This window comes from Rhizobium sp. CCGE 510 (assembly GCF_000292525.1).
Lineage (GTDB): Bacteria > Pseudomonadota > Alphaproteobacteria > Rhizobiales > Rhizobiaceae > Rhizobium.
The window spans coordinates 84,695-102,651 of sequence record NZ_AEYF01000015.1; the positions used below are offsets into that span (position 1 = coordinate 84,695).

The 17,957-nt window shown below is 60.4% G+C and carries 17 protein-coding genes; 13 read left to right on the forward strand and 4 right to left on the reverse strand.

The genetic code is table 11. From position 1 onward, the window contains the following. Positions 1 to 7 precede the first annotated feature (7 nt). A complete protein-coding gene (gene clpA / locus RCCGE510_RS07455; RefSeq protein WP_007628654.1) occupies positions 8 to 2,500 on the forward strand; it encodes an ATP-dependent Clp protease ATP-binding subunit ClpA in 2,493 nt (830 codons plus the stop codon). 102 nt (positions 2,501 to 2,602) lie between these two features. On the opposite strand, the gene RCCGE510_RS07460 is transcribed toward clpA, so the two are convergent. The 4 genes from RCCGE510_RS07460 to RCCGE510_RS07475 all read right to left on the reverse strand — a co-directional run bounded on the left by RCCGE510_RS07460 (position 2,603) and on the right by RCCGE510_RS07475 (position 5,546). Then, positions 2,603 to 3,034, reverse strand: coding sequence for an HIT family protein (locus tag RCCGE510_RS07460; protein WP_007628655.1), 432 nt, complete (start codon positions 3,032 to 3,034; stop codon positions 2,603 to 2,605). A gap of 57 nt (positions 3,035 to 3,091) precedes the next feature. Continuing rightward, positions 3,092 to 4,282, reverse strand: a complete 1,191-nt coding sequence (locus RCCGE510_RS07465) for a GNAT family N-acetyltransferase (protein ID WP_007628657.1) — start codon at positions 4,280 to 4,282, stop codon at positions 3,092 to 3,094. Positions 4,283 to 4,359: 77 nt separating this feature from the next. After that, complete coding sequence (locus RCCGE510_RS07470) at positions 4,360 to 5,079, reverse strand: glycerophosphodiester phosphodiesterase (RefSeq protein WP_007628658.1); 720 nt, start codon at positions 5,077 to 5,079, stop codon at positions 4,360 to 4,362. Beyond that, positions 5,076 to 5,546, reverse strand: coding sequence for a RidA family protein (locus tag RCCGE510_RS07475; protein WP_007628660.1), 471 nt, complete (start codon positions 5,544 to 5,546; stop codon positions 5,076 to 5,078). Before RCCGE510_RS07475 ends, RCCGE510_RS07470 begins: the two co-directional genes overlap by 4 nt. A gap of 136 nt (positions 5,547 to 5,682) precedes the next feature. On the opposite strand from RCCGE510_RS07475, the gene RCCGE510_RS07480 reads away from it, so the two are divergent. The 12 genes from RCCGE510_RS07480 to lpxA all read left to right on the forward strand — a co-directional run bounded on the left by RCCGE510_RS07480 (position 5,683) and on the right by lpxA (position 17,957). After that, a complete protein-coding gene (locus RCCGE510_RS07480) occupies positions 5,683 to 6,519 on the forward strand; it encodes a cell envelope integrity EipB family protein (protein WP_007628661.1) in 837 nt (278 codons plus the stop codon). Positions 6,520 to 6,790: 271 nt separating this feature from the next. Continuing rightward, complete coding sequence (gene rpsB / locus RCCGE510_RS07485; protein WP_003539287.1) at positions 6,791 to 7,558, forward strand: 30S ribosomal protein S2; 768 nt, start codon at positions 6,791 to 6,793, stop codon at positions 7,556 to 7,558. 255 nt (positions 7,559 to 7,813) lie between these two features. Continuing rightward, positions 7,814 to 8,740 carry a translation elongation factor Ts gene (gene tsf, locus RCCGE510_RS07490; protein WP_007628662.1) on the forward strand — a complete coding sequence of 309 codons (927 nt, stop codon included), beginning with the start codon at positions 7,814 to 7,816 and terminating at the stop codon, positions 8,738 to 8,740. Positions 8,741 to 8,835: 95 nt separating this feature from the next. Next, complete coding sequence (gene pyrH, locus RCCGE510_RS07495) at positions 8,836 to 9,558, forward strand: UMP kinase (RefSeq protein WP_007628663.1); 723 nt, start codon at positions 8,836 to 8,838, stop codon at positions 9,556 to 9,558. A 135-nt stretch (positions 9,559 to 9,693) separates the two neighbouring features. Then, positions 9,694 to 10,254 carry a ribosome recycling factor gene (gene frr / locus RCCGE510_RS07500; protein ID WP_007628667.1) on the forward strand — a complete coding sequence of 187 codons (561 nt, stop codon included), beginning with the start codon at positions 9,694 to 9,696 and terminating at the stop codon, positions 10,252 to 10,254. 37 nt (positions 10,255 to 10,291) lie between these two features. Next, positions 10,292 to 11,035 carry an isoprenyl transferase gene (locus RCCGE510_RS07505; RefSeq protein WP_007628670.1) on the forward strand — a complete coding sequence of 248 codons (744 nt, stop codon included), beginning with the start codon at positions 10,292 to 10,294 and terminating at the stop codon, positions 11,033 to 11,035. Continuing rightward, the gene (locus RCCGE510_RS07510; RefSeq protein ID WP_007628671.1) at positions 11,035 to 11,865 is read left to right on the forward strand and encodes a phosphatidate cytidylyltransferase; all 831 of its coding nucleotides are present in this window, start codon (positions 11,035 to 11,037) and stop codon (positions 11,863 to 11,865) included. Before RCCGE510_RS07505 ends, RCCGE510_RS07510 begins: the two co-directional genes overlap by 1 nt. Before the next feature lie 28 nt (positions 11,866 to 11,893). Further along, complete coding sequence (rseP, locus tag RCCGE510_RS07515; RefSeq protein ID WP_192815290.1) at positions 11,894 to 13,021, forward strand: RIP metalloprotease RseP; 1,128 nt, start codon at positions 11,894 to 11,896, stop codon at positions 13,019 to 13,021. Positions 13,022 to 13,224: 203 nt separating this feature from the next. Continuing rightward, positions 13,225 to 15,564 (forward strand): outer membrane protein assembly factor BamA, encoded by a 2,340-nt coding sequence (gene bamA, locus RCCGE510_RS07520; RefSeq protein ID WP_037078062.1) that lies wholly within the window; start codon positions 13,225 to 13,227, stop codon positions 15,562 to 15,564. Positions 15,565 to 15,614: 50 nt separating this feature from the next. Continuing rightward, the gene (gene lpxD / locus RCCGE510_RS07525; RefSeq protein WP_007628675.1) at positions 15,615 to 16,682 is read left to right on the forward strand and encodes a UDP-3-O-(3-hydroxymyristoyl)glucosamine N-acyltransferase; all 1,068 of its coding nucleotides are present in this window, start codon (positions 15,615 to 15,617) and stop codon (positions 16,680 to 16,682) included. Then, positions 16,675 to 17,142: a 3-hydroxyacyl-ACP dehydratase FabZ gene (gene fabZ, locus RCCGE510_RS07530; RefSeq protein WP_007628676.1), complete on the forward strand. Its 468-nt coding sequence runs from the start codon at positions 16,675 to 16,677 to the stop codon at positions 17,140 to 17,142. The genes lpxD and fabZ overlap by 8 nt, the downstream gene beginning before the upstream one ends. Then, positions 17,139 to 17,957, forward strand: coding sequence for an acyl-ACP--UDP-N-acetylglucosamine O-acyltransferase (gene lpxA, locus RCCGE510_RS07535; protein ID WP_007628677.1), 819 nt, complete (start codon positions 17,139 to 17,141; stop codon positions 17,955 to 17,957). The genes fabZ and lpxA overlap by 4 nt, the downstream gene beginning before the upstream one ends.

Consider the following 17,957-nt stretch of genomic DNA (forward strand, 5'->3'; position numbering starts at 1 on the left):
TCTGAACGTGCCAACATTTTCGCCTAGCTTAGAGAAGGCGCTCCATCAGGCACTGACCTTTGCCAATGAGCGGCACCACGAATATGCGACGCTCGAGCATCTGCTGCTCGCCCTGATCGACGATGCCGATGCGGCCGCGGTCATGGGAGCCTGCAATGTCGATCTCGACGCGCTGCGCAAGACGCTCGTCGAGTACGTCGATAATGAACTTTCCAATCTTATCACCGGTTATGACGAGGATTCGAAGCCCACGTCCGGCTTCCAGCGTGTCATCCAGCGCGCCGTCATCCACGTGCAATCGTCCGGCCGCGAAGAGGTGACCGGCGCCAATGTGCTTGTCGCGATCTTCGCCGAGCGCGAAAGCCATGCCGCCTATTTCCTGCAGGAGCAGGAGATGACCCGCTACGATGCCGTCAACTATATCTCGCACGGCATCGGCAAGCGCCCCGGTGCTTCGGAAGCTCGCCCCCCGCGCGGTGCCGAGGACGAAGCCGAAAGCAGCAAGCCGACGGCCCGCGGCGGCGAGGAAGAGGGCGGCCCCAAGAAGCAGCAGGATGCGCTCAAGGCTTATTGCGTCAATCTCAACGAGAAGGCCAAGGGCGGCAAGATCGACCCGCTGATCGGCCGTCACGCAGAGGTGAGCCGCACCATTCAGATCCTGTGCCGCCGTTCGAAGAACAATCCGCTCTACGTCGGTGATCCCGGCGTCGGCAAGACGGCGATCGCCGAAGGCCTTGCCAAGCGCATCGTCGAAGGCAAGGTTCCCGAAGCGCTGGCTGACGCGACGATTTTCTCGCTCGACATGGGCACGCTGCTCGCCGGCACGCGCTATCGCGGCGATTTCGAAGAGCGCCTGAAGCAGGTTGTCAAGGAACTGGAAGAATATCCGGGCGCCGTTCTCTTCATCGACGAGATCCACACGGTGATCGGCGCCGGCGCCACCTCGGGCGGAGCGATGGATGCATCGAACCTTCTGAAGCCGGCCCTGTCGTCGGGCGCGATCCGTTGCATCGGCTCGACCACCTACAAGGAATATCGCCAGTTCTTCGAGAAGGACCGGGCGCTGGTTCGCAGATTCCAGAAAATCGACGTCAGCGAGCCGTCGATCGAGGATGCAATCGAGATCATGAAGGGCCTGAAGCCCTATTTCGAAGAGTATCACCACCTGCGTTATTCGAACGATGCCATCAAGTCGGCCGTCGAACTCTCGGCCCGCTATATCTCCGACCGCAAACTGCCGGATAAGGCAATCGACGTCATCGACGAGACCGGTGCGGCCCAGATGCTGCTGCCGCCGTCGAAGCGCCGCAAGCTGATCACCGAAAAGGAAATCGAGGCGACGGTCGCGACGATGGCGCGCATTCCGCCGAAGACCGTCTCCAAGGATGACGAAGCGGTGCTTGCTAATCTCGAAAAGGAACTGCGCTCGGTCGTCTACGGCCAGGATATCGCGATCGAAGCCCTTTCGACCTCAATCAAGCTCGCCCGCGCCGGCCTTCGCGAGCCGAACAAGCCGATCGGCGCTTATGTCTTCTCCGGACCGACCGGCGTCGGCAAGACCGAGGTGGCAAAGCAGCTGGCATCGTCGCTCGGCGTCGAGCTTCTGCGCTTCGACATGTCGGAATATATGGAGAGGCACACGGTCTCGCGTCTGCTCGGAGCGCCTCCCGGCTATGTCGGTTTCGACCAAGGCGGTCTTCTCACCGATGGCGTCGACCAGCACCCGCATTGCGTGGTCCTGCTCGACGAAATCGAGAAGGCGCATCCCGACATCTACAATATCCTGCTGCAGGTCATGGACCACGGCACGCTGACCGACCATAACGGCAAGAAGATCGACTTCCGCAACGTCATCCTGATTATGACGACGAATGCGGGCGCCTCCGAAATGGCAAAGGCCGCGATCGGCTTCGGCTCGTCCAAGCGCACCGGCGAGGACGAGGAGGCGCTGACCCGCCTGTTCACGCCGGAGTTCCGCAACCGTCTCGACGCGATCATTCCTTTTGCGGCGCTGCCGACGGCTGTGATCCACAAGGTCGTGCAGAAGTTCATCATGCAACTGGAGGCCCAGCTTTCCGAAAGGAACGTCACCTTCGACCTGCATGAAGACGCGATCGCCTGGCTTTCGGAGAAGGGTTACGACGAGAAGATGGGCGCCCGCCCGCTTGCCCGTGTGATCCAGGACTCCATCAAGAAGCCGCTGGCCAACGAGATCCTCTTTGGCAAGCTGAAGAAGGGTGGCGTCGTCAACGTCACCGTCGGCCCGATGGAAGACGGCAAGCCGGGCATCGTGTTGGAAGCTATTTCGGATACGGCTCCGATCAAGCCGAAGCCGGAAGCTGAGGTCGTGCATCCCGAAGCCGACGACCAGGGTGATGGCGAGCTGAAGACGAAAGCGGCCCCCAAGACCCGCGCCAAGGCGGTGCCGCAGGCCGAGCCTGAGGTTCGCGACGCCCCCAAGAAGGGCAGTGCGGTTCCGAAGGTTCCACGCAAGAAGTGAGCTTTCGTCATTGAATCGAAAAAGGCCGCGTCACTGCGGCCTTTTTCATTTGTTGCTCTTTCCTTTGCCTTTGCCTCTGCCTCGCTTCGGCAGCGATCGATATCAGGCGAGCGCCGCCCTGATCTTTTCGGCATGGGCGGCAAGCACGGCACCATCCTCCATCTTGCCGGAATGCGGCTTGAGTGCTGCGCCCTCGTGGCGCGGGATGATGTGGAAATGCAGATGAAACACCGTTTGCCCGGCGGCCGGTTCATTGAACTGGGCGATGAACACGCCGTCGGCGTCGAAGACGTCCTTGACGGCATTGGCGATCCTCTGAACAACAATGATCGCATGGGTGAGGGTGGCTGGATCGGCATCGAGAATATTCCGCGACGCCGCCTTCGGCACGACGAGCACATGGCCCGGGGCCTGCGGCATAACATCCATGAATGCGACCGTATGCTGGTCCTCATAGATACGGTGCGAGGGGATTTCACCGCGCAGGATCTTGGCGAAGATGTTGTTGTCGTCATAGGCGGCCGGGCTGGTCATCGCGAAATCTCCTCTTTGTGCAGTCGTTAACCGGGTAGCGCGGCCGGCGAGGCGGCGTCAATCCTCCGGCGGGCGCTCGCCCTTGCGGAATGGGCTGTGCTCGCTCAGCAGCTCGCTCATCTGTTCGACATCGGCGCGCTCGCGCGCGAGATAGTCGCCGATCGCCCGGCGAAGGCCGGCATGGGCGACATAGTGGGCGGAATGTGTCGTCACCGGCAGGTAACCGCGGGCGAGCTTGTGTTCGCCCTGCGCTCCGGCCTCTACCCGTTTCAATCCTTTCGAAAGCGCGAAGTCGATCGCCTGGTGATAGCAGACTTCGAAATGCAGGAAGGGATGCTCCTCGATGCAGCCCCAGTGACGACCGTAGAGCGTATCGCCGCCGATGAAGTTGATCGCGCCGGCGATATAGCGCCCGTTGCGTTTGGCCATGACCAGCAGGATGTCGTCGGCCATACGCTCGCCTATCAGCGAATAGAATTTGCGGGTGAGATAGGGCCGGCCCCATTTGCGGCCACCGGTATCCATATAGAATTTGAAGAACTGATCCCAGATGCGTTCCGTCAGATCGCGGCCGGTCAGCCAGTCGATGCTGATGCCGTTTTCGAGGGCGGCGCGGCGCTCCTTGCGCAACGCCTTGCGTTTGCGCGAGGCCAGCGTCTCGAGAAATTCCTCGTGATTGGCATAGCCGTCATTGATGAAGTGGAATTGCTGGTCGGTGCGGTGCAGATAGCCGTCCATCTCGAAGACGCCGATCTCCTCGTCCGGCACGAAGGTGATATGGGCCGAGGAAATGCCGAGCCGGCGCACGACCTCCTTCAGGCTTTCGGCGATCGCGCTCTGGATCGGCAGCCGTTGCAGCCCCTCGGCAACAAGCAGACGCGGGCCTGTCGCCGGGGTGAACGGAATGGAGCACTGAAGTTTGGGGTAATACTGACCGCCGGCCCGCTCGAAGGCGTCGGCCCAGCCATGATCGAAGACATATTCGCCCTGGCTGTGGTTCTTGAGGTAGCCGGGCAGGGCGCCGATCAGTTCGCCGCGATCGGTCTCGAGCAGCAGGTGGTGGCCGAGCCAGCCAGTCTCGGCGTCGGCCGAGCCGGATTCTTCCAGCGACGATAAAAAGGCATGCGAAACGAAGGGATTGTAGGCAAGCGTCCTGCAAGTCTTCGACGCCCCGGAAAGCCTTGACCAGCTCCCCGGGGAAATCGCGGTGAAGGAGCGTTCTACGCGAATAGATAGTTCTTCAGTCATGGGGCGGATGCGAAGCCTGTGGGAGGGGAGGTTGGCTCTGCCTCAGTCTGCGCATGATCTTGGCCAAAAAGCGAGCGTCAAACCGCCACACGCGGGTCGAAGCCTTCGAAGGTCATCTGATCTGCGTTTGCAAACGTCCGCCGGCGCGCCTCTTCGTCACGTACCGTCCAGGTGATGACAGGAATGCCCTTTTCGCGTTCGCCTGATATGAAGGCATTCGGCAGATCGTCATAATGGTAAGAGATGAAATCGAGCCCGATCTCCATCGCCTTCGCATGCGCCTCGAATTCCCCCGGCGTGTTGCCATTGGCCGTCAACCCGAGCGGGTAGGCTGCGTCAAGTGTCCTCAGATCGCGCAGCAGCCAGTGGTCGAAGCTCATCAGCGCCACCTTGCCTTCATAATCCTGAAGCACCTCAAGGACAGCTTCGGCGAAACCCTCGTCGTCGGCCTCGCGGCCCTTGAGCTCCAGCACCAGCGGCACCTTGCCCTGGACGAGATCGAGGAGCTGGCGCAACGTTGGCACCTTATCGGTCGTGCCGCCGACGGCGATCAGCCCGAGTTCCCTGGAGGTGCGCTCGCGGATGTCGCCGGTGAGGTTGCAGAGCCGCTGCAGGTCCTCGTCGTGAAAGACGACCGGCACGCCGTCGGAGGCGTAGTGCAGGTCGCATTCGATCGCAAAGCCCGCTTCGACGGCGCGCGAGAAGGCCGAAAGCGTGTTTTCCCAGACGAGTTTGTTGAGGTCGTGATAGCCGCGGTGGGCGACCGGCAGGTCCCTGATCCAGGCGGCGTTGGTCATTCTGCGATTTCCATGATAACATCGATCTCGACAGCGGCATTCAGCGGCAGGGCGGCCATGCCGACGGCGGCACGCGCATGTTTGCCGGCCTCGCCGAGCACGCCGGCAATCAGGTTAGAAGCACCGTTGATAACGAGGTGCTGCTCGACGAAGTCGGGCGCCGAGGCGACGAAGCCGTTCAGCTTGATCACCCGCCGGATGCGGCCGAGATCACCGCCAAGCGCCGCCTTCGCCTGGGCAAGGATGTTGATGGCGCAGAGTTCGGCGCCGCGCTGGCCGCTCGCAACGTCGACGGTCTTGCCGAGATGGCCCGAAACGGCGATCTTGCCGCCTTCGAGCGGTAGCTGGCCGGAGATGTAGAGAAGATTGCCGCTGATGACATAGGGTACGTAATTTGCAGCAGGTGCTGCAGCTTCGGGCAGGGTTATCCCCATCTCAGTCAGGCGCTTTGCAATTTCATCGGACATTTTCGTCTCCGCTTTTGTTGTCAATTCTTCAAAAATTATGCATCAAGACTAGAATCTTTAATATGACAGGTTCGAGCCTCGATTTGGCCGAAAGCGTTCTTATAACATCGCGACCGAGTCCAACAGGAGTTAATGAATGTTCCGATCGAGTCTTGTCGCTCTGCTTCTCGCCAGCGTTTCCGCCAATGCATGGGCGGCTGCGCCCGCGGTAAGCGCTGCGATCGCGACCGGCCTCGTCGCACATCGCGCCGTCTATGATCTGGAATTGAAGGACGCCTCGGACCGCTCCGGCATTGCCGGCATGTACGGTCGCATGGTGTATGAGTTCGACGGCAGCTATTGCCAGGGCTTCACCACCAATTTCCGCTTCGTGACGCAGATCGACACCGGCGACAGTGTCCGCGTCAGCGACCAGCAGACCAAAACCTTCGAAAATCTCAAGGACGGCCAGTTTACCTTCGACACCAAGTCCTTCACCGACGAGCAGCTCGACAAGGAGGTCAACGGTGCGGCTCAGGACCAGCCGGATGGCGTCAAGGTCGATCTCAAGCAGCCGTTGAGCCGCGAACTCCAGCTTGCTGAAAGTCGCTTTCCCACCGAACATATGCTCGACGTGATCCAGAACGCCAAAGACGGAAAGCGCTTTTTCGAGGCCCGCGTCTTCGACGGCTCGGATGACGGCGACAAGTCGCTTGTGACGACGACGATCGTCGGCAAACAGGAGACCCCGGTTGCCGAGGAGGCCGATGCCGGCAATGCCGGCGCCTTCTCCAAAACGGCTTTCTGGCCGGTGACCATCGCCTATTTCAACGAGAATGCGAAATCGGATGCTTTGCCGGTCTACCGCATGTCCTTCAAGCTCTATGAGAACGGCATCACCCGCGACCTGACGATGGATTACGGCGATTTCGTCCTGACCGGCAAGCTTGCCAAGCTGGAGCTGCTCGACCGCAAGGCCGAGGTCTGCAAGTAGGTAAGGTGCGAGGCGCCTCGCTCGATGATCGGACGGTCTATTCTGCGGCGCACCCTCCAGCGCTTCGTCCCATATGATGGGCTGCCGAGGCGAATGCCGGGATTTTACGGCATAAGCCTTGCTTTTACGCCAAATCGAATGTATGGGCACCGCATTCCACACGTAAGGCATGGGATTGTCCGGGAGAAATCCGGATCGTTCCGCCCGGTGGCATCTTCGAAGAGGATGCTGTTCGCCTTGCGGAGGTTCAACCGGAAAAGGATAAAAAGGCATGGCATTGCCCGATTTCTCTATGCGCCAGCTTCTCGAAGCAGGCGTCCACTTCGGCCACCAGACGCACCGCTGGAACCCGAAGATGAAGCCGTACATCTTCGGCGATCGTAACAACATCCACATCATCGATCTCGCCCAGACCGTTCCGATGCTGTCGCGCGCCCTGCAGGTCGTCAGCGACACCGTTGCCCGCGGCGGCCGTGTTCTCTTCGTCGGCACCAAGCGCCAGGCGTCTGAGATTATCGCCGACAGCGCCAAGCGTTCGGCCCAGTACTACGTCAACTCGCGCTGGCTCGGCGGCATGATGACGAATTGGAAGACGATCTCCAACTCGATCCAGCGCCTGCGCAAGCTCGATGAGATCCTGAACGGCGAAGCCCAGGGCTTCACCAAGAAGGAACGCCTGAACCTCGAGCGCGAGCGTGAAAAGCTCGACAAGGCTCTCGGCGGTATCCGCGATATGGGCGGCACCCCTGACCTGATGTTCATCATCGACACCAACAAGGAAAAGATCGCGATTGACGAAGCCAAGCGCCTCGGCATCCCTGTCGTCGCCATCATCGATTCGAATTGCGACCCGGACCTGATCGACTATCCGATCCCGGGTAACGACGACGCATCGCGCGCTATCGCTCTCTATTGCGAGCTGATCTCCCGCGCTGCCATCGACGGCATTGCCCGTCAGCAGGGCTCCTCCGGCCGTGATCTCGGCGCGTCCTCCGAAGTTCCGGTCGAGCCGGCTCTCGAGGAAGCAGCCGAAGGCTGATGAAAGCGGGCGGATCGAAAGGTCCGCCAATGCTTGCAGGGACTGGGCTTGCAGAGACTGGGAAAGGCCGCTCGCGACTCATCGAAGTTCGGCGGCCTTGCCTGTTTCAGGGCGAGGGCATCAGGCTCTTTGCCAGATAAGTTTCGTTATGGCGCGTCTTCATCACGCTGTCATACATACAGGTACATTTCGTGCCTCAATCCGGTGCCGAGCCGCGCTTTGCGCTCCACCGTATGAACCGACAAGAGGAAGCTAATGAGCGAGATTACGGCTGCAATGGTGAAGGAACTGCGCGAAAAGACCGGCGCAGGCATGATGGATTGCAAGAAGGCTCTTGCCGAAACCGGCGGCGACATGGAAGCGGCGATCGACTGGTTGCGCGCCAAGGGCATCGCCAAGGCCGACAAGAAGTCGGGCCGCACAGCCGCCGAAGGCCTCATCGGCGTTTCGAGCCAGGGCACCAAGGCGGTCGTCGTCGAAGTCAATTCCGAAACCGACTTCGTCGCCCGTAACGATGCCTTCCAGGATCTCGTCCGCGGCATTGCCAAGGTCGCCGTCTCCACGAACGGCACCGTCGACGCCGTTGCGGCTGCGACCTACCCGGCATCCGGCAAGCCCGTTTCCGACACGATCAAGGATGCGATCGCAACGATCGGCGAGAACATGAACCTGCGCCGCTCGGTCGCGCTCTCCGTCGAGGACGGCGTCGTTGCCACCTACATCCACAATGCGGTTTCCGACGGCCTCGGCAAGCTCGGCGTTCTCGTTGCCCTGAAGTCGACCGGCGACAAGGACGCTCTGAACGCAATCGGCCGTCAGGTCGCCATGCACATTGCCGCGACAGCGCCGCTGGCGATCCGCCCTGAGGAAGTCGATGCCGCCGTCGCCGAGCGCGAGCGCAACGTCTTCATCGAGCAGTCGCGCGCCTCCGGCAAGCCAGACAACATCATCGAAAAGATGGTCGACGGCCGCATGCGCAAGTTCTTCGAGGAAGTCGCCCTTCTCTCACAGGCTTTCGTCATCAATCCCGATCTGACCGTCGCAGCCGCCGTCAAGGAAGCTGAAAAGGCCGTCGGCGCGCCGATCGAAGTCGCCGGCATGGCCCGCCTTCTGCTCGGCGAAGGCGTCGAGAAGGAAGAAACCGATTTCGCAGCCGAAGTCGCGGCTGCCGTCAAGGGTTGATCTTCCAGCCATAATTGGGAAAACACCAGGGCATCGCGTGACAACGCGGTGCCCTTCGTGTATCGGGCAGTCACGGCAATTTACGAGGAGCCAAGATGTCTATAGAGCCTGTCTATAAACGCGTTCTACTCAAGGCTTCCGGCGAAGCACTCATGGGTAGCCAGGGCTTCGGGATCGATGTTGCGGTAGCGGACCGCGTTGCATCCGACATCGCCGAGGCAAGGCATATGGGCGTGGAAGTCGGCGTCGTCGTCGGTGGCGGCAATATCTTCCGGGGTGTCGCGGTAGCGTCCAAGGGCGGCGACCGGGTCACCGGCGACCACATGGGCATGCTCGGCACCATCATCAACGCGCTGGCGCTTGCGACCTCGCTGCGCAAGCTGAACATCGATACGGTGGTGCTTTCGGCCATCTCCATGCCCGAGATCTGCGAGAGCTTTTCGCAGCGCGCAACCCTCTATCATCTGTCGATGGGACGCGTGGTGATCTTTGCCGGCGGCACCGGCAACCCCTTCTTCACCACCGATTCGGCCGCAGCATTGCGCGCTGCTGAAATGGGCGCGGAGGCGATCTTCAAGGGCACGCAGGTCGATGGGATCTATACCGCCGACCCGAAGAAATATCCCGATGCGACTCGCCTCGACCGCCTGACACACCAGGAAGTACTGGACAGGGGGCTTGCGGTGATGGACGTTGCCGCCGTGGCGCTCGCCAGGGAGAATTCCATTCCGATCATCGTCTTCTCGATCCATGAGAAAGGCGGTTTTGCTGAAATCTTGACGGGGGGTGGCCTCAAGACCATCGTCTCCGACAACTGATATAAGCTGCGCCGCTTGATCAGGCGCAGCCCTCGCTAAAACATGGTGATTTAGGCCCGGTTGGTCTGAAATCTGAATCATGTTGCGGCAAGCGAATCTGACAGATAGCGACGCGCTTTATACGGGAGCATCGACATGAGTGAAGGTATCGACATCAAGGAACTGAAGCGCCGCATGGACGGCGCAGTTTCCGCATTCAAGAGCGACATCGCATCGCTGCGCACCGGCCGGGCATCGGCCAACATCCTCGATCCGGTGACGATCGAGGCCTATGGTTCGCGTATGCCGCTGAACCAGGTCGCCAACATTACTGTGCCGGAGTCGCGCATGCTGTCGGTTTCCGTCTGGGACAAGTCGATGGTCAGCGCCGTCGAGCGCGGCATCCGCGAATCCAATCTCGGCCTCAACCCGATCGTCGACGGCCAGAGCCTGCGTATTCCGCTGCCGGAGCTCAACGAGGAGCGCCGCAAATCGCTCGTCAAGGTGGCTCATGACTATGCCGAAAAGAGCAAGGTCGCGATTCGCCACGTTCGCCGCGATGGCATGGACGGTCTTAAGAAGGCCGAAAAGGATAGCGTAATCGGCCAGGACGAGGGCAGGGCGCAGTCGGAACGTGTACAGAAGATGACGGACGAGACGATTTCCGAAATCGACCGCTTGCTTGGCGATAAGGAAAAGGAAATCATGCAGGTCTAGTGGATCTGTGCCTTTGCCTGGAAAGACCGGACGGGAAATGTCGGAATCTGTATTCGTGACTGTGCCAGAGCATGTTGCCATCATCATGGACGGCAATGGCCGTTGGGCCAAGCAGCGCGGCCTGCCGCGGACAATGGGCCATCGCAAGGGCGTCGAGGCGGTACGCGAGACGGTACGCGCCGCCGGCGCGGCCGGCATAAAATATCTGACCCTGTTTGCCTTCTCCTCGGAAAACTGGCGCCGGCCGGAGGCCGAAGTCTCCGATCTGCTCGGTCTGTTGAAGGCCTTCATCCGGCGTGACCTCGCCGAGCTTCATCGCCAGAACGTCCGGATCAAGGTGATCGGCGACCGCCACAGCCTGCGTAGCGACATTCTCGGCCTGCTGCTCGAGGCGGAGGAAACGACCAAGGACAATATGGCGCTGACACTGGTCATCGCCTTCAATTACGGCTCGCGCGACGAGATCTCACGAGCTGTGGTGAGCCTGGCGAGGGATGTCGAGGCCGGCCGCCTGAGGGCGCAGGATATCACCCCGGCGCTGATCAACGCCCGTCTCGACACGGCCGGTATTCCCGATCCGGATCTCATCATCCGCACCAGCGGCGAGGAGCGGCTGTCGAATTTCCTGCTCTGGCAGGCCGCCTATTCGGAATTCATCTTCGTTCCGGAATACTGGCCGGATTTCAGCCCTGAGATATTCCGCTCGGCGCTCGAGAAGTTCGCCTCTCGCGACCGGCGCTTCGGCGGTCTGTCGTCGCAGGCAGCCGCGGTCGGCACCTGATGCAGCAGGAATTGAAGCTCCGCATCGTTTCAGGACTGATTCTTGCGGCCATCGTTCTTGCCGCCACCTGGTATGGTGGGTTTGCCTTCCGCATTCTGGCGGCCGTGATCGGCCTGCTGATCTATTATGAATGGTCGACAATTACCGGCATCGCGCGTGATTGGGTCGCCAATACAGTCGGCTGGATCGGCCAGGCGGCGATCGCCTTCCTAGTGCTTCTCGGCAATTTCGAATTCGCCGCCGGTATGCTCGCCGGCGTCACCGCTGTCGGCATTGCGCTGATCATCCTGCACGGCACCAGCCGTTGGCTGCCGGTAGGCCTGTTTTATGCCGGTGCCACCGGCCTGGCGCTCGCCGCGATCAGAAGTGATGACCGGCCAGGCCTTTACGCCATGCTCTTCGTCTTTGCCGTCGTCTGGGCAACCGACATTCTTGCTTATTTTGTCGGCAGGGCGCTCGGGGGACCGAAGCTTGCCCCTTCGATCTCGCCGGGAAAAACATGGTCGGGGGCAATCGGCGGCGGCGTTTCGGCGGTCGTATCCGGCGTCGTTCTCGCCCATTTTCTTCTTCCGGGCACGGAAATCATCGCCGCCGTCGCAGCACTCGTTCTCTCGGTTTGCAGCCAGTCGGGAGATCTGTTCGAATCTTTCATCAAGCGAAAATTCGGCGTCAAGGATTCAAGCCGTCTCATTCCGGGTCATGGCGGCGTCATGGACCGGGTAGACGGACTGATTTTCGCCTGTTTTTCGGCGTTCTTGCTTGCTGGATTATTTTCCCTGATAAAGGGGACTGCGATGACGTCGCTTGGGGCGGCATTGTTTGGCCTTTGATGACGCCGCAGCCTGACGGAAGGAACTGATAGAAGTGATGGCCGATATATACGCATTCCTGATGGGGAATATCGTCACCTTCATCCTCGTGCTCTCGCTGCTCGTCTTCGTGCACGAGATGGGCCATTACCTCGTCGGGCGCTGGAGCGGTATCCGCATCCTGGCCTTCTCAGTCGGTTTCGGTCCGGAAATATTCGGCTTCACCGACCGTCATGGAACGCGCTGGAAGATCTCGGTAATCCCGCTTGGCGGTTACGTCCGTTTCTTCGGCGACGAGGACGCCTCGAGCAAGCCCGACACCGACAAGATCGCCGCCATGTCCGAGGAGGATAGGGCGCGCTCCTTTGCCGGAGCAAAGTTGTGGAAACGTGCCGCGACGGTTGCCGCCGGCCCGATCGCCAATTTCCTGCTGGCGATCGCTATCTTCACCATTCTTTTCTCGGTCTACGGCCGCTCGGTCGCCGATCCCGTCGTTGCAGAGGTCAAACCGGATGGCGTGGCGGCTGCCGCCGGCATCCTTCCCGGCGATCTCTTGGTCGCCATCGACGGCGGCAAGGTCGAGACTTTCGACGACGTGCGCCGCTATGTCGCCATCCGCCCGAGCCAGACGATCGTCGTCACCATCGAGCGCGGCGGTCAGAAGCTCGACTTGCCGATGGTGCCGCAACGCGTAGACCAGACCGACCAGTTCGGCAACAAGATCGAGCTCGGCCAGATCGGCATCGTCACCAACAAGGAGGTCGGCAATTTCCGCCTGCAGACCTATACGCCGATCCAGGCGCTGCGGGAGAGTGTGATCGAGACCCGGGACATCGTCACCGGCACCTTCAAATATATCGGCAATATTTTCCGCGGAACGATGCGGGCCGATCAACTGGGTGGGCCGATCCGCGTGGCGCAAGCTTCGGGCCAGATGGCCAAGCTTGGCATAGGGGCAGTGTTGCAGCTCGCCGCCATGCTTTCGGTTTCGATAGGATTGCTTAACCTGATGCCGGTTCCGGTACTTGATGGCGGCCACCTGATGTTCTATGCGGTGGAAGCGGTGAGAGGAAAACCGCTGGGTGCCAAGGCTCAGGAAATCGCATTTCGCATTGGCTTTGCCATGATACTAACATTGATGGTTTTCACGACCTGGAACGACATTAGCCTGAGCTAAGGGTAAACGCGCAAGGCAGGGGAATTACTATTTATTTACGATGTTTCAAGGCTGTAGTGGCGAATGGGTCACGCTTCGAAATGAAGTAAACAGAAATTAACGACCTCCCTTGCTTGTATGTCAAAAGCGGGTAAAACGACACACGTGACCGGAATCGGGTTTTCCCGGGGCCGGGGACGAGGGAAAAAAAGGTAATAGGTGAAATGAAGGCTGGTTCAAAGTTTTTGAACGCAGTATCGGCGGTTGCGCTGTCTGCTAGTGTTGTTGCTTCGGGCGCAGGTGCTTTGACGTTCGTTTCTGCTACGGCCGCTGAGGCCGCGGTCATCCAGCGCATCGATGTGCGCGGCGCAAGCCGTGTTGGCGCGGAAGCCGTCCGGTCGAACCTCACCATCGCTCCCGGAAAGAGTTTTTCGAACACTGATATCGATGCCTCGGTCAAGCAGCTCTACGGCACGGGCTACTTCTCCGACGTCAAGATTTCGGTCTCCGGAAGCACGCTTGTCGTCAACGTCCAGGAAGCCCAGCTCGTCAATCAGGTCGTCTTCAACGGCAATCGCAAGATCAAGGACGACAAGCTCGCGACCATCGTCCAGACCCACGCCGCCGGCCCCTACAGCGACACCCAGATCCAGGCTGACATCCAGTCGATCAAGGAAGCCTATGCCGCCACCGGCCGCAGCGAGGTCGAAGTGACGACGCAGGTCGTGCCGCTCGGCGAAGGCCGCGTCAACCTCGCTTTTGTGATCAACGAAGGCGACCGCACCAAGATCGATTCGATCAACTTCGTCGGCAACAATGCCTACAGCGCCGGCCGCCTGGCTGCCGTCATCGCTACCAAGCGGTCAAACTTCCTGTCGTTCCTGACCCGCAAGGACGTCTATAACGACGACAAGCTCCATGCCGACGAGGAAGCGCTGCGCCAGTTCTATTACAATCGCGGCTACGCCGACATGCGCATCGTCTCTTCCGATGCGACCTTTGACGATGCGACCAACAAATACACGCTGACCTTCAACATCGAGGAAGGCCAGCGTTACGACTTCGGACCGGTGACCGTCCAGTCGACCGTCGAAGGCGTCGGCTCCGAGCAATTGCAGCCGCTGGTACGCACCCACGAAGGTAAGGTCTACAACGCCAAGGAAGTGCAGAAGTCGATTGAGGCGATCTCCGATCAGGTCGCGTCTGCCGGTTACCCCTTTGCGCGCGTCACGCCGCGCGGTAACCGCGACCTCAACAACAACACGATCGGTGTCGAGTATCTGGTTGACCAGGGCGAGCGCGCCTATGTCGAGCGCATCGAGATCCGTGGCAATAGCCGCACGCGCGATTACGTGATCCGTCGCGAATTCGATATGAGCGAAGGCGACGCCTTCAACCAGCAGATGATCACCAAGGCCAAGCGCCGCCTCGAAGCGCTCGGTTACTTCTCTTCCGTCAATATCTCCACCCAGCCGGGCAGCTCGCCCGATCGCGTCGTGGTGGTCGTCGACGTGCAGGATCAGTCCACCGGTTCGTTCGGTGTCGGCGCGGGTTATGCCGCCGGCGGCGATGGTCTGCTGCTGGAAGCATCCATCGAGGAAAAGAACTTCCTTGGCCGCGGTCAGTACATCCGCATCTCGGCCGGCGGCGGTCAGGAAGGGTCGCGCGCCTACGGCGTCAGCTTCACCGAACCCTATTTCCTCGGCTATCGTCTGGCAGCAGGCTTTGACGTCAACCACAGCGAAACGTCGAGCAACGACAACTACGATTACGAGGAAACCAGCGTCGTCCTGCGCGTCACTGCGCCGATCACCGAGGACCTGGCGACGACGTTCCGCTATAACTACAAACAGATGAAGTATGACGCGGATAACAACGATCTTTCCGACCTGTCCGCTCCGTATCAGCACTTGGTTGAGGACAGCCCGTGGACACGTTCCTCCATCTCGCAGACGCTGACCTACAACACGCTCGACGATACGGTCCTGCCGCGCGAAGGCATCTATGCGACGGCCACGCAGGAACTCGCCGGCCTCGGCGGCGACTCGCAATTCTACAAGCTCTACGGCAAGGCTCGTTATTACCGCTTGCTCGCTGACGATGCCGATATCATCGGCTCGGTATCTGCTTCGGCGGGTTATGTCGTCGGCCTCGGGGGCAACCTGAATGTCTTCGATCAGTTCACCTTGAGCAACGGCGATATTCGTGGTTTCGAAAACAAGGGTATCGGCCCGCGCGTTTCCGGCACCAACGACGATCCGCTCGGTGGTACGACGTATTTCACCGCATCGGCCGAAGCGACTTTCCCGATGCCGGGCTTCCCGCGTGACTTCAACCTGCGCGGCGCGGTTTTTGCCGACGCCGGAACGCTGTTCGGCAACGACGTTGACCTGAGGGGCGACGGCATTGACGGCGAAGACGCCTCGTTGCGCGCGTCTGTCGGTGTCGGTGTCGTCTGGCAGTCTCCCTTCGGTTCATTGCGTCTGGATTACGCGATCCCGGTTCTCAAGGAAGACTTCGACAAGACGCAGAACTTCAAGTTTGGCATCAACAACCAATTCTGATATCGGCAGTCCGGAACTGTAAGACTCAATTCCGTTCTGGAGCATTGCCGATGGAGCAAAACGTTTTTTTTCTGCCCCATGAAGGTCTGAAGCTCGCTGAGCTGGCAGAGTTTCTTGGGGCGGAACTTGCCAATTCCGACCACGCCGATGTTGTCGTCAGGTCCGTTGCCCCGATCCACAGGGCGCGGGCGGGTGATGTCTGTTATATCCTGTCGCGCCGCAACCGCGATGAATTCGGGACATGCGAAGCCTCGGCGGTGATCTGCGACAAGGCGCTCGTCGATCTCGTACCCCCACATATCCCGATCATCCTGTCGTCCAATCCGCATGCCGCCTTCGCGATGGCGGGCGGTCTGTTTTATCCCGCCGCGTTGCGCCCGGTTGTCTTTTCCTCAGCTGAAAACAAGATCGCACCGAGCGCGGTGATCGACCCGAGCGCCAGGCTTGAAAGCGGCGTCATCGTCGAGCCGATGGCCGTCATCGGTGCGCATGCAGAGATCGGCGAAGGGACGCGCATCGGCGCCCACAGCATCATTGGCCCGAATGTCAAAATCGGCCGCGATTGTTCGATTGCGGCCGGCGCCAGCGTGCTCTGCGCATTGCTGGGCAATGGCGTCATCATCCACAACGGCGTCCGCATTGGCCAAGATGGTTTCGGTTATGCACCGGGGCCGCGTGGCATGATCAAGATCGTCCAGATCGGCCGGGTGATCATCCAGGATAAGGTCGAAATCGGCGCCAATACCACGATCGACCGCGGCGCCATGGACGATACGGTCATCGGTGAAGGCACCAAGATCGACAACCAGGTACAGATCGGCCACAACGTTCAGATCGGACGCCATTGCGCCATCGTCGCGCAGGTCGGCATTGCCGGCAGCACGAAGATCGGCAACGGCGTCCAGATCGGCGGCCAGGTCGGCATCAAGGGGCACGTGACGATCGGCGATGGCGTGCAGATCGCTGCCAAAAGCGGTATCATGACCGATCTTGCCGCCGGCGGGCAATATGGCGGGATACCTGCTCGTCCGCTAAAAGACTATCTGAGAGAGGCCGCACAACAAGTGTCGAAGTCTAAGTTGCGCGGCAGGAACCCTGGAGGCAAGGAAAATGACTGAGGCGGCCACGACAACGCTTTCTTCGGCTGACATCACCGAGATCATGAAGCTGCTGCCGCATCGCTACCCCTTCCTCATGGTCGACAAGATCATCGAGATCGACAGCGACAACAGCGCAATCGGCATCAAGAATGTCACTGTGAACGAACCGCATTTCACGGGCCATTTTCCGGACGCCCCGATTATGCCCGGTGTTCTCCTGATCGAGGGCATGGCACAGACCGCAGGTGCGATCTGTGCCAAGAAAGAAGGCCAGCCGGGCAACCTCGTCTACTTCATGACCATCGAGAATGCGCGCTTTCGCAAGCCTGTCGTTCCCGGCGATCGCGTCGAATTCCATGTCAAAAAGCACAAGCAGCGCGGCAATATCTGGAAATTCCATTGCGACGCCAAGGTTGACGGCGCGCTTGTCGCCGAAGCCGATATCGGCGCGATGATCGTTCGTAAGGAACAGGCATGAGCACTATCGCCGAAAGCGCCCGCATTCATCCGATGGCTGTCGTCGAAGACGGGGCTGTTATCGGTGAGGGCGTCAAGATCGGTCCGTTCTGCCATGTCGGGCCGCACGTCGTCCTGCATGAAAATGTCGAACTCTTGTCACATGCGGTCGTCACCGGCCGCACCGTGATCGGCAAGGGCACGCGGATCTTTCCTATGGCCGTCATCGGCGGCGATCCGCAGAGCGTCCATCACGGCGGCGAGGAGACGACGCTTTCGGTCGGCGCCAACTGCACGATCCGCGAGGGCGTGACGATGAACACCGGCACGGCCGATTTCGGTGCCCAGACGATCGTCGGCGACAATAACCTCTTCCTTGCCAATTCCCATGTCGCGCATGACTGCAGGGTCGGCAATCACGTGATCATGTCGAACAACGTCATGCTCGCCGGCCATGTCGTCATCGAGGATCGCGTCATCCTGGGCGGCGGCTCGGCCGTTCACCAGTTCACGCGCGTCGGCCGCCACGCCTTCGTCGGCGGGCTTTCGGCGGTGAGCTACGACGTCATTCCCTACGGCATGTTGAACGGCAATCCCGGGCTGCTGAGCGGCCTCAATGTCGTCGGCATGACGCGCGCCGGCGTCGACCGCGCGGTCATCCACAGGGTGCGTCGCGCCTATAAGTCGATCTTCGAAGGAACGGGTTCCGTCCGCGAAAACGCCGCCGCCATTCGTGACGACTATGCCGATTGCGAACAGGCGGTCCACATCCTCGATTTCATCGCCGCCGACAGCGACCGCGCTCTCTCCTCGCCGACCCGGGGGCAGAAGGGCTAG

Excerpts from the sequence above, each read along its gene's own strand:
- tsf (WP_007628662.1), top strand. The coding sequence starts at position 7,814 with ATGAGCGAGATTACGGCTGCAATGGTGAAGGAACTGCGCGAAAAGACC.
- pyrH (WP_007628663.1), top strand. The coding sequence starts at position 8,836 with ATGTCTATAGAGCCTGTCTATAAACGCGTTCTACTCAAGGCTTCCGGC.
- bamA (WP_037078062.1), top strand. The coding sequence starts at position 13,225 with ATGAAGGCTGGTTCAAAGTTTTTGAACGCAGTATCGGCGGTTGCGCTG.
- lpxA (WP_007628677.1), top strand. The coding sequence starts at position 17,139 with ATGAGCACTATCGCCGAAAGCGCCCGCATTCATCCGATGGCTGTCGTC.
- RCCGE510_RS07470 (WP_007628658.1), bottom strand. The coding sequence starts at position 5,079 with ATGACCAACGCCGCCTGGATCAGGGACCTGCCGGTCGCCCACCGCGGC.
- RCCGE510_RS07480 (WP_007628661.1), top strand. The coding sequence starts at position 5,683 with ATGTTCCGATCGAGTCTTGTCGCTCTGCTTCTCGCCAGCGTTTCCGCC.
- rpsB (WP_003539287.1), top strand. The coding sequence starts at position 6,791 with ATGGCATTGCCCGATTTCTCTATGCGCCAGCTTCTCGAAGCAGGCGTC.
- fabZ (WP_007628676.1), top strand. The coding sequence starts at position 16,675 with ATGACTGAGGCGGCCACGACAACGCTTTCTTCGGCTGACATCACCGAG.
- RCCGE510_RS07475 (WP_007628660.1), bottom strand. The coding sequence starts at position 5,546 with ATGTCCGATGAAATTGCAAAGCGCCTGACTGAGATGGGGATAACCCTG.
- frr (WP_007628667.1), top strand. The coding sequence starts at position 9,694 with ATGAGTGAAGGTATCGACATCAAGGAACTGAAGCGCCGCATGGACGGC.
- RCCGE510_RS07505 (WP_007628670.1), top strand. The coding sequence starts at position 10,292 with ATGTCGGAATCTGTATTCGTGACTGTGCCAGAGCATGTTGCCATCATC.
- RCCGE510_RS07510 (WP_007628671.1), top strand. The coding sequence starts at position 11,035 with ATGCAGCAGGAATTGAAGCTCCGCATCGTTTCAGGACTGATTCTTGCG.
- lpxD (WP_007628675.1), top strand. The coding sequence starts at position 15,615 with ATGGAGCAAAACGTTTTTTTTCTGCCCCATGAAGGTCTGAAGCTCGCT.
- RCCGE510_RS07460 (WP_007628655.1), bottom strand. The coding sequence starts at position 3,034 with ATGACCAGCCCGGCCGCCTATGACGACAACAACATCTTCGCCAAGATC.
- RCCGE510_RS07465 (WP_007628657.1), bottom strand. The coding sequence starts at position 4,282 with ATGACTGAAGAACTATCTATTCGCGTAGAACGCTCCTTCACCGCGATT.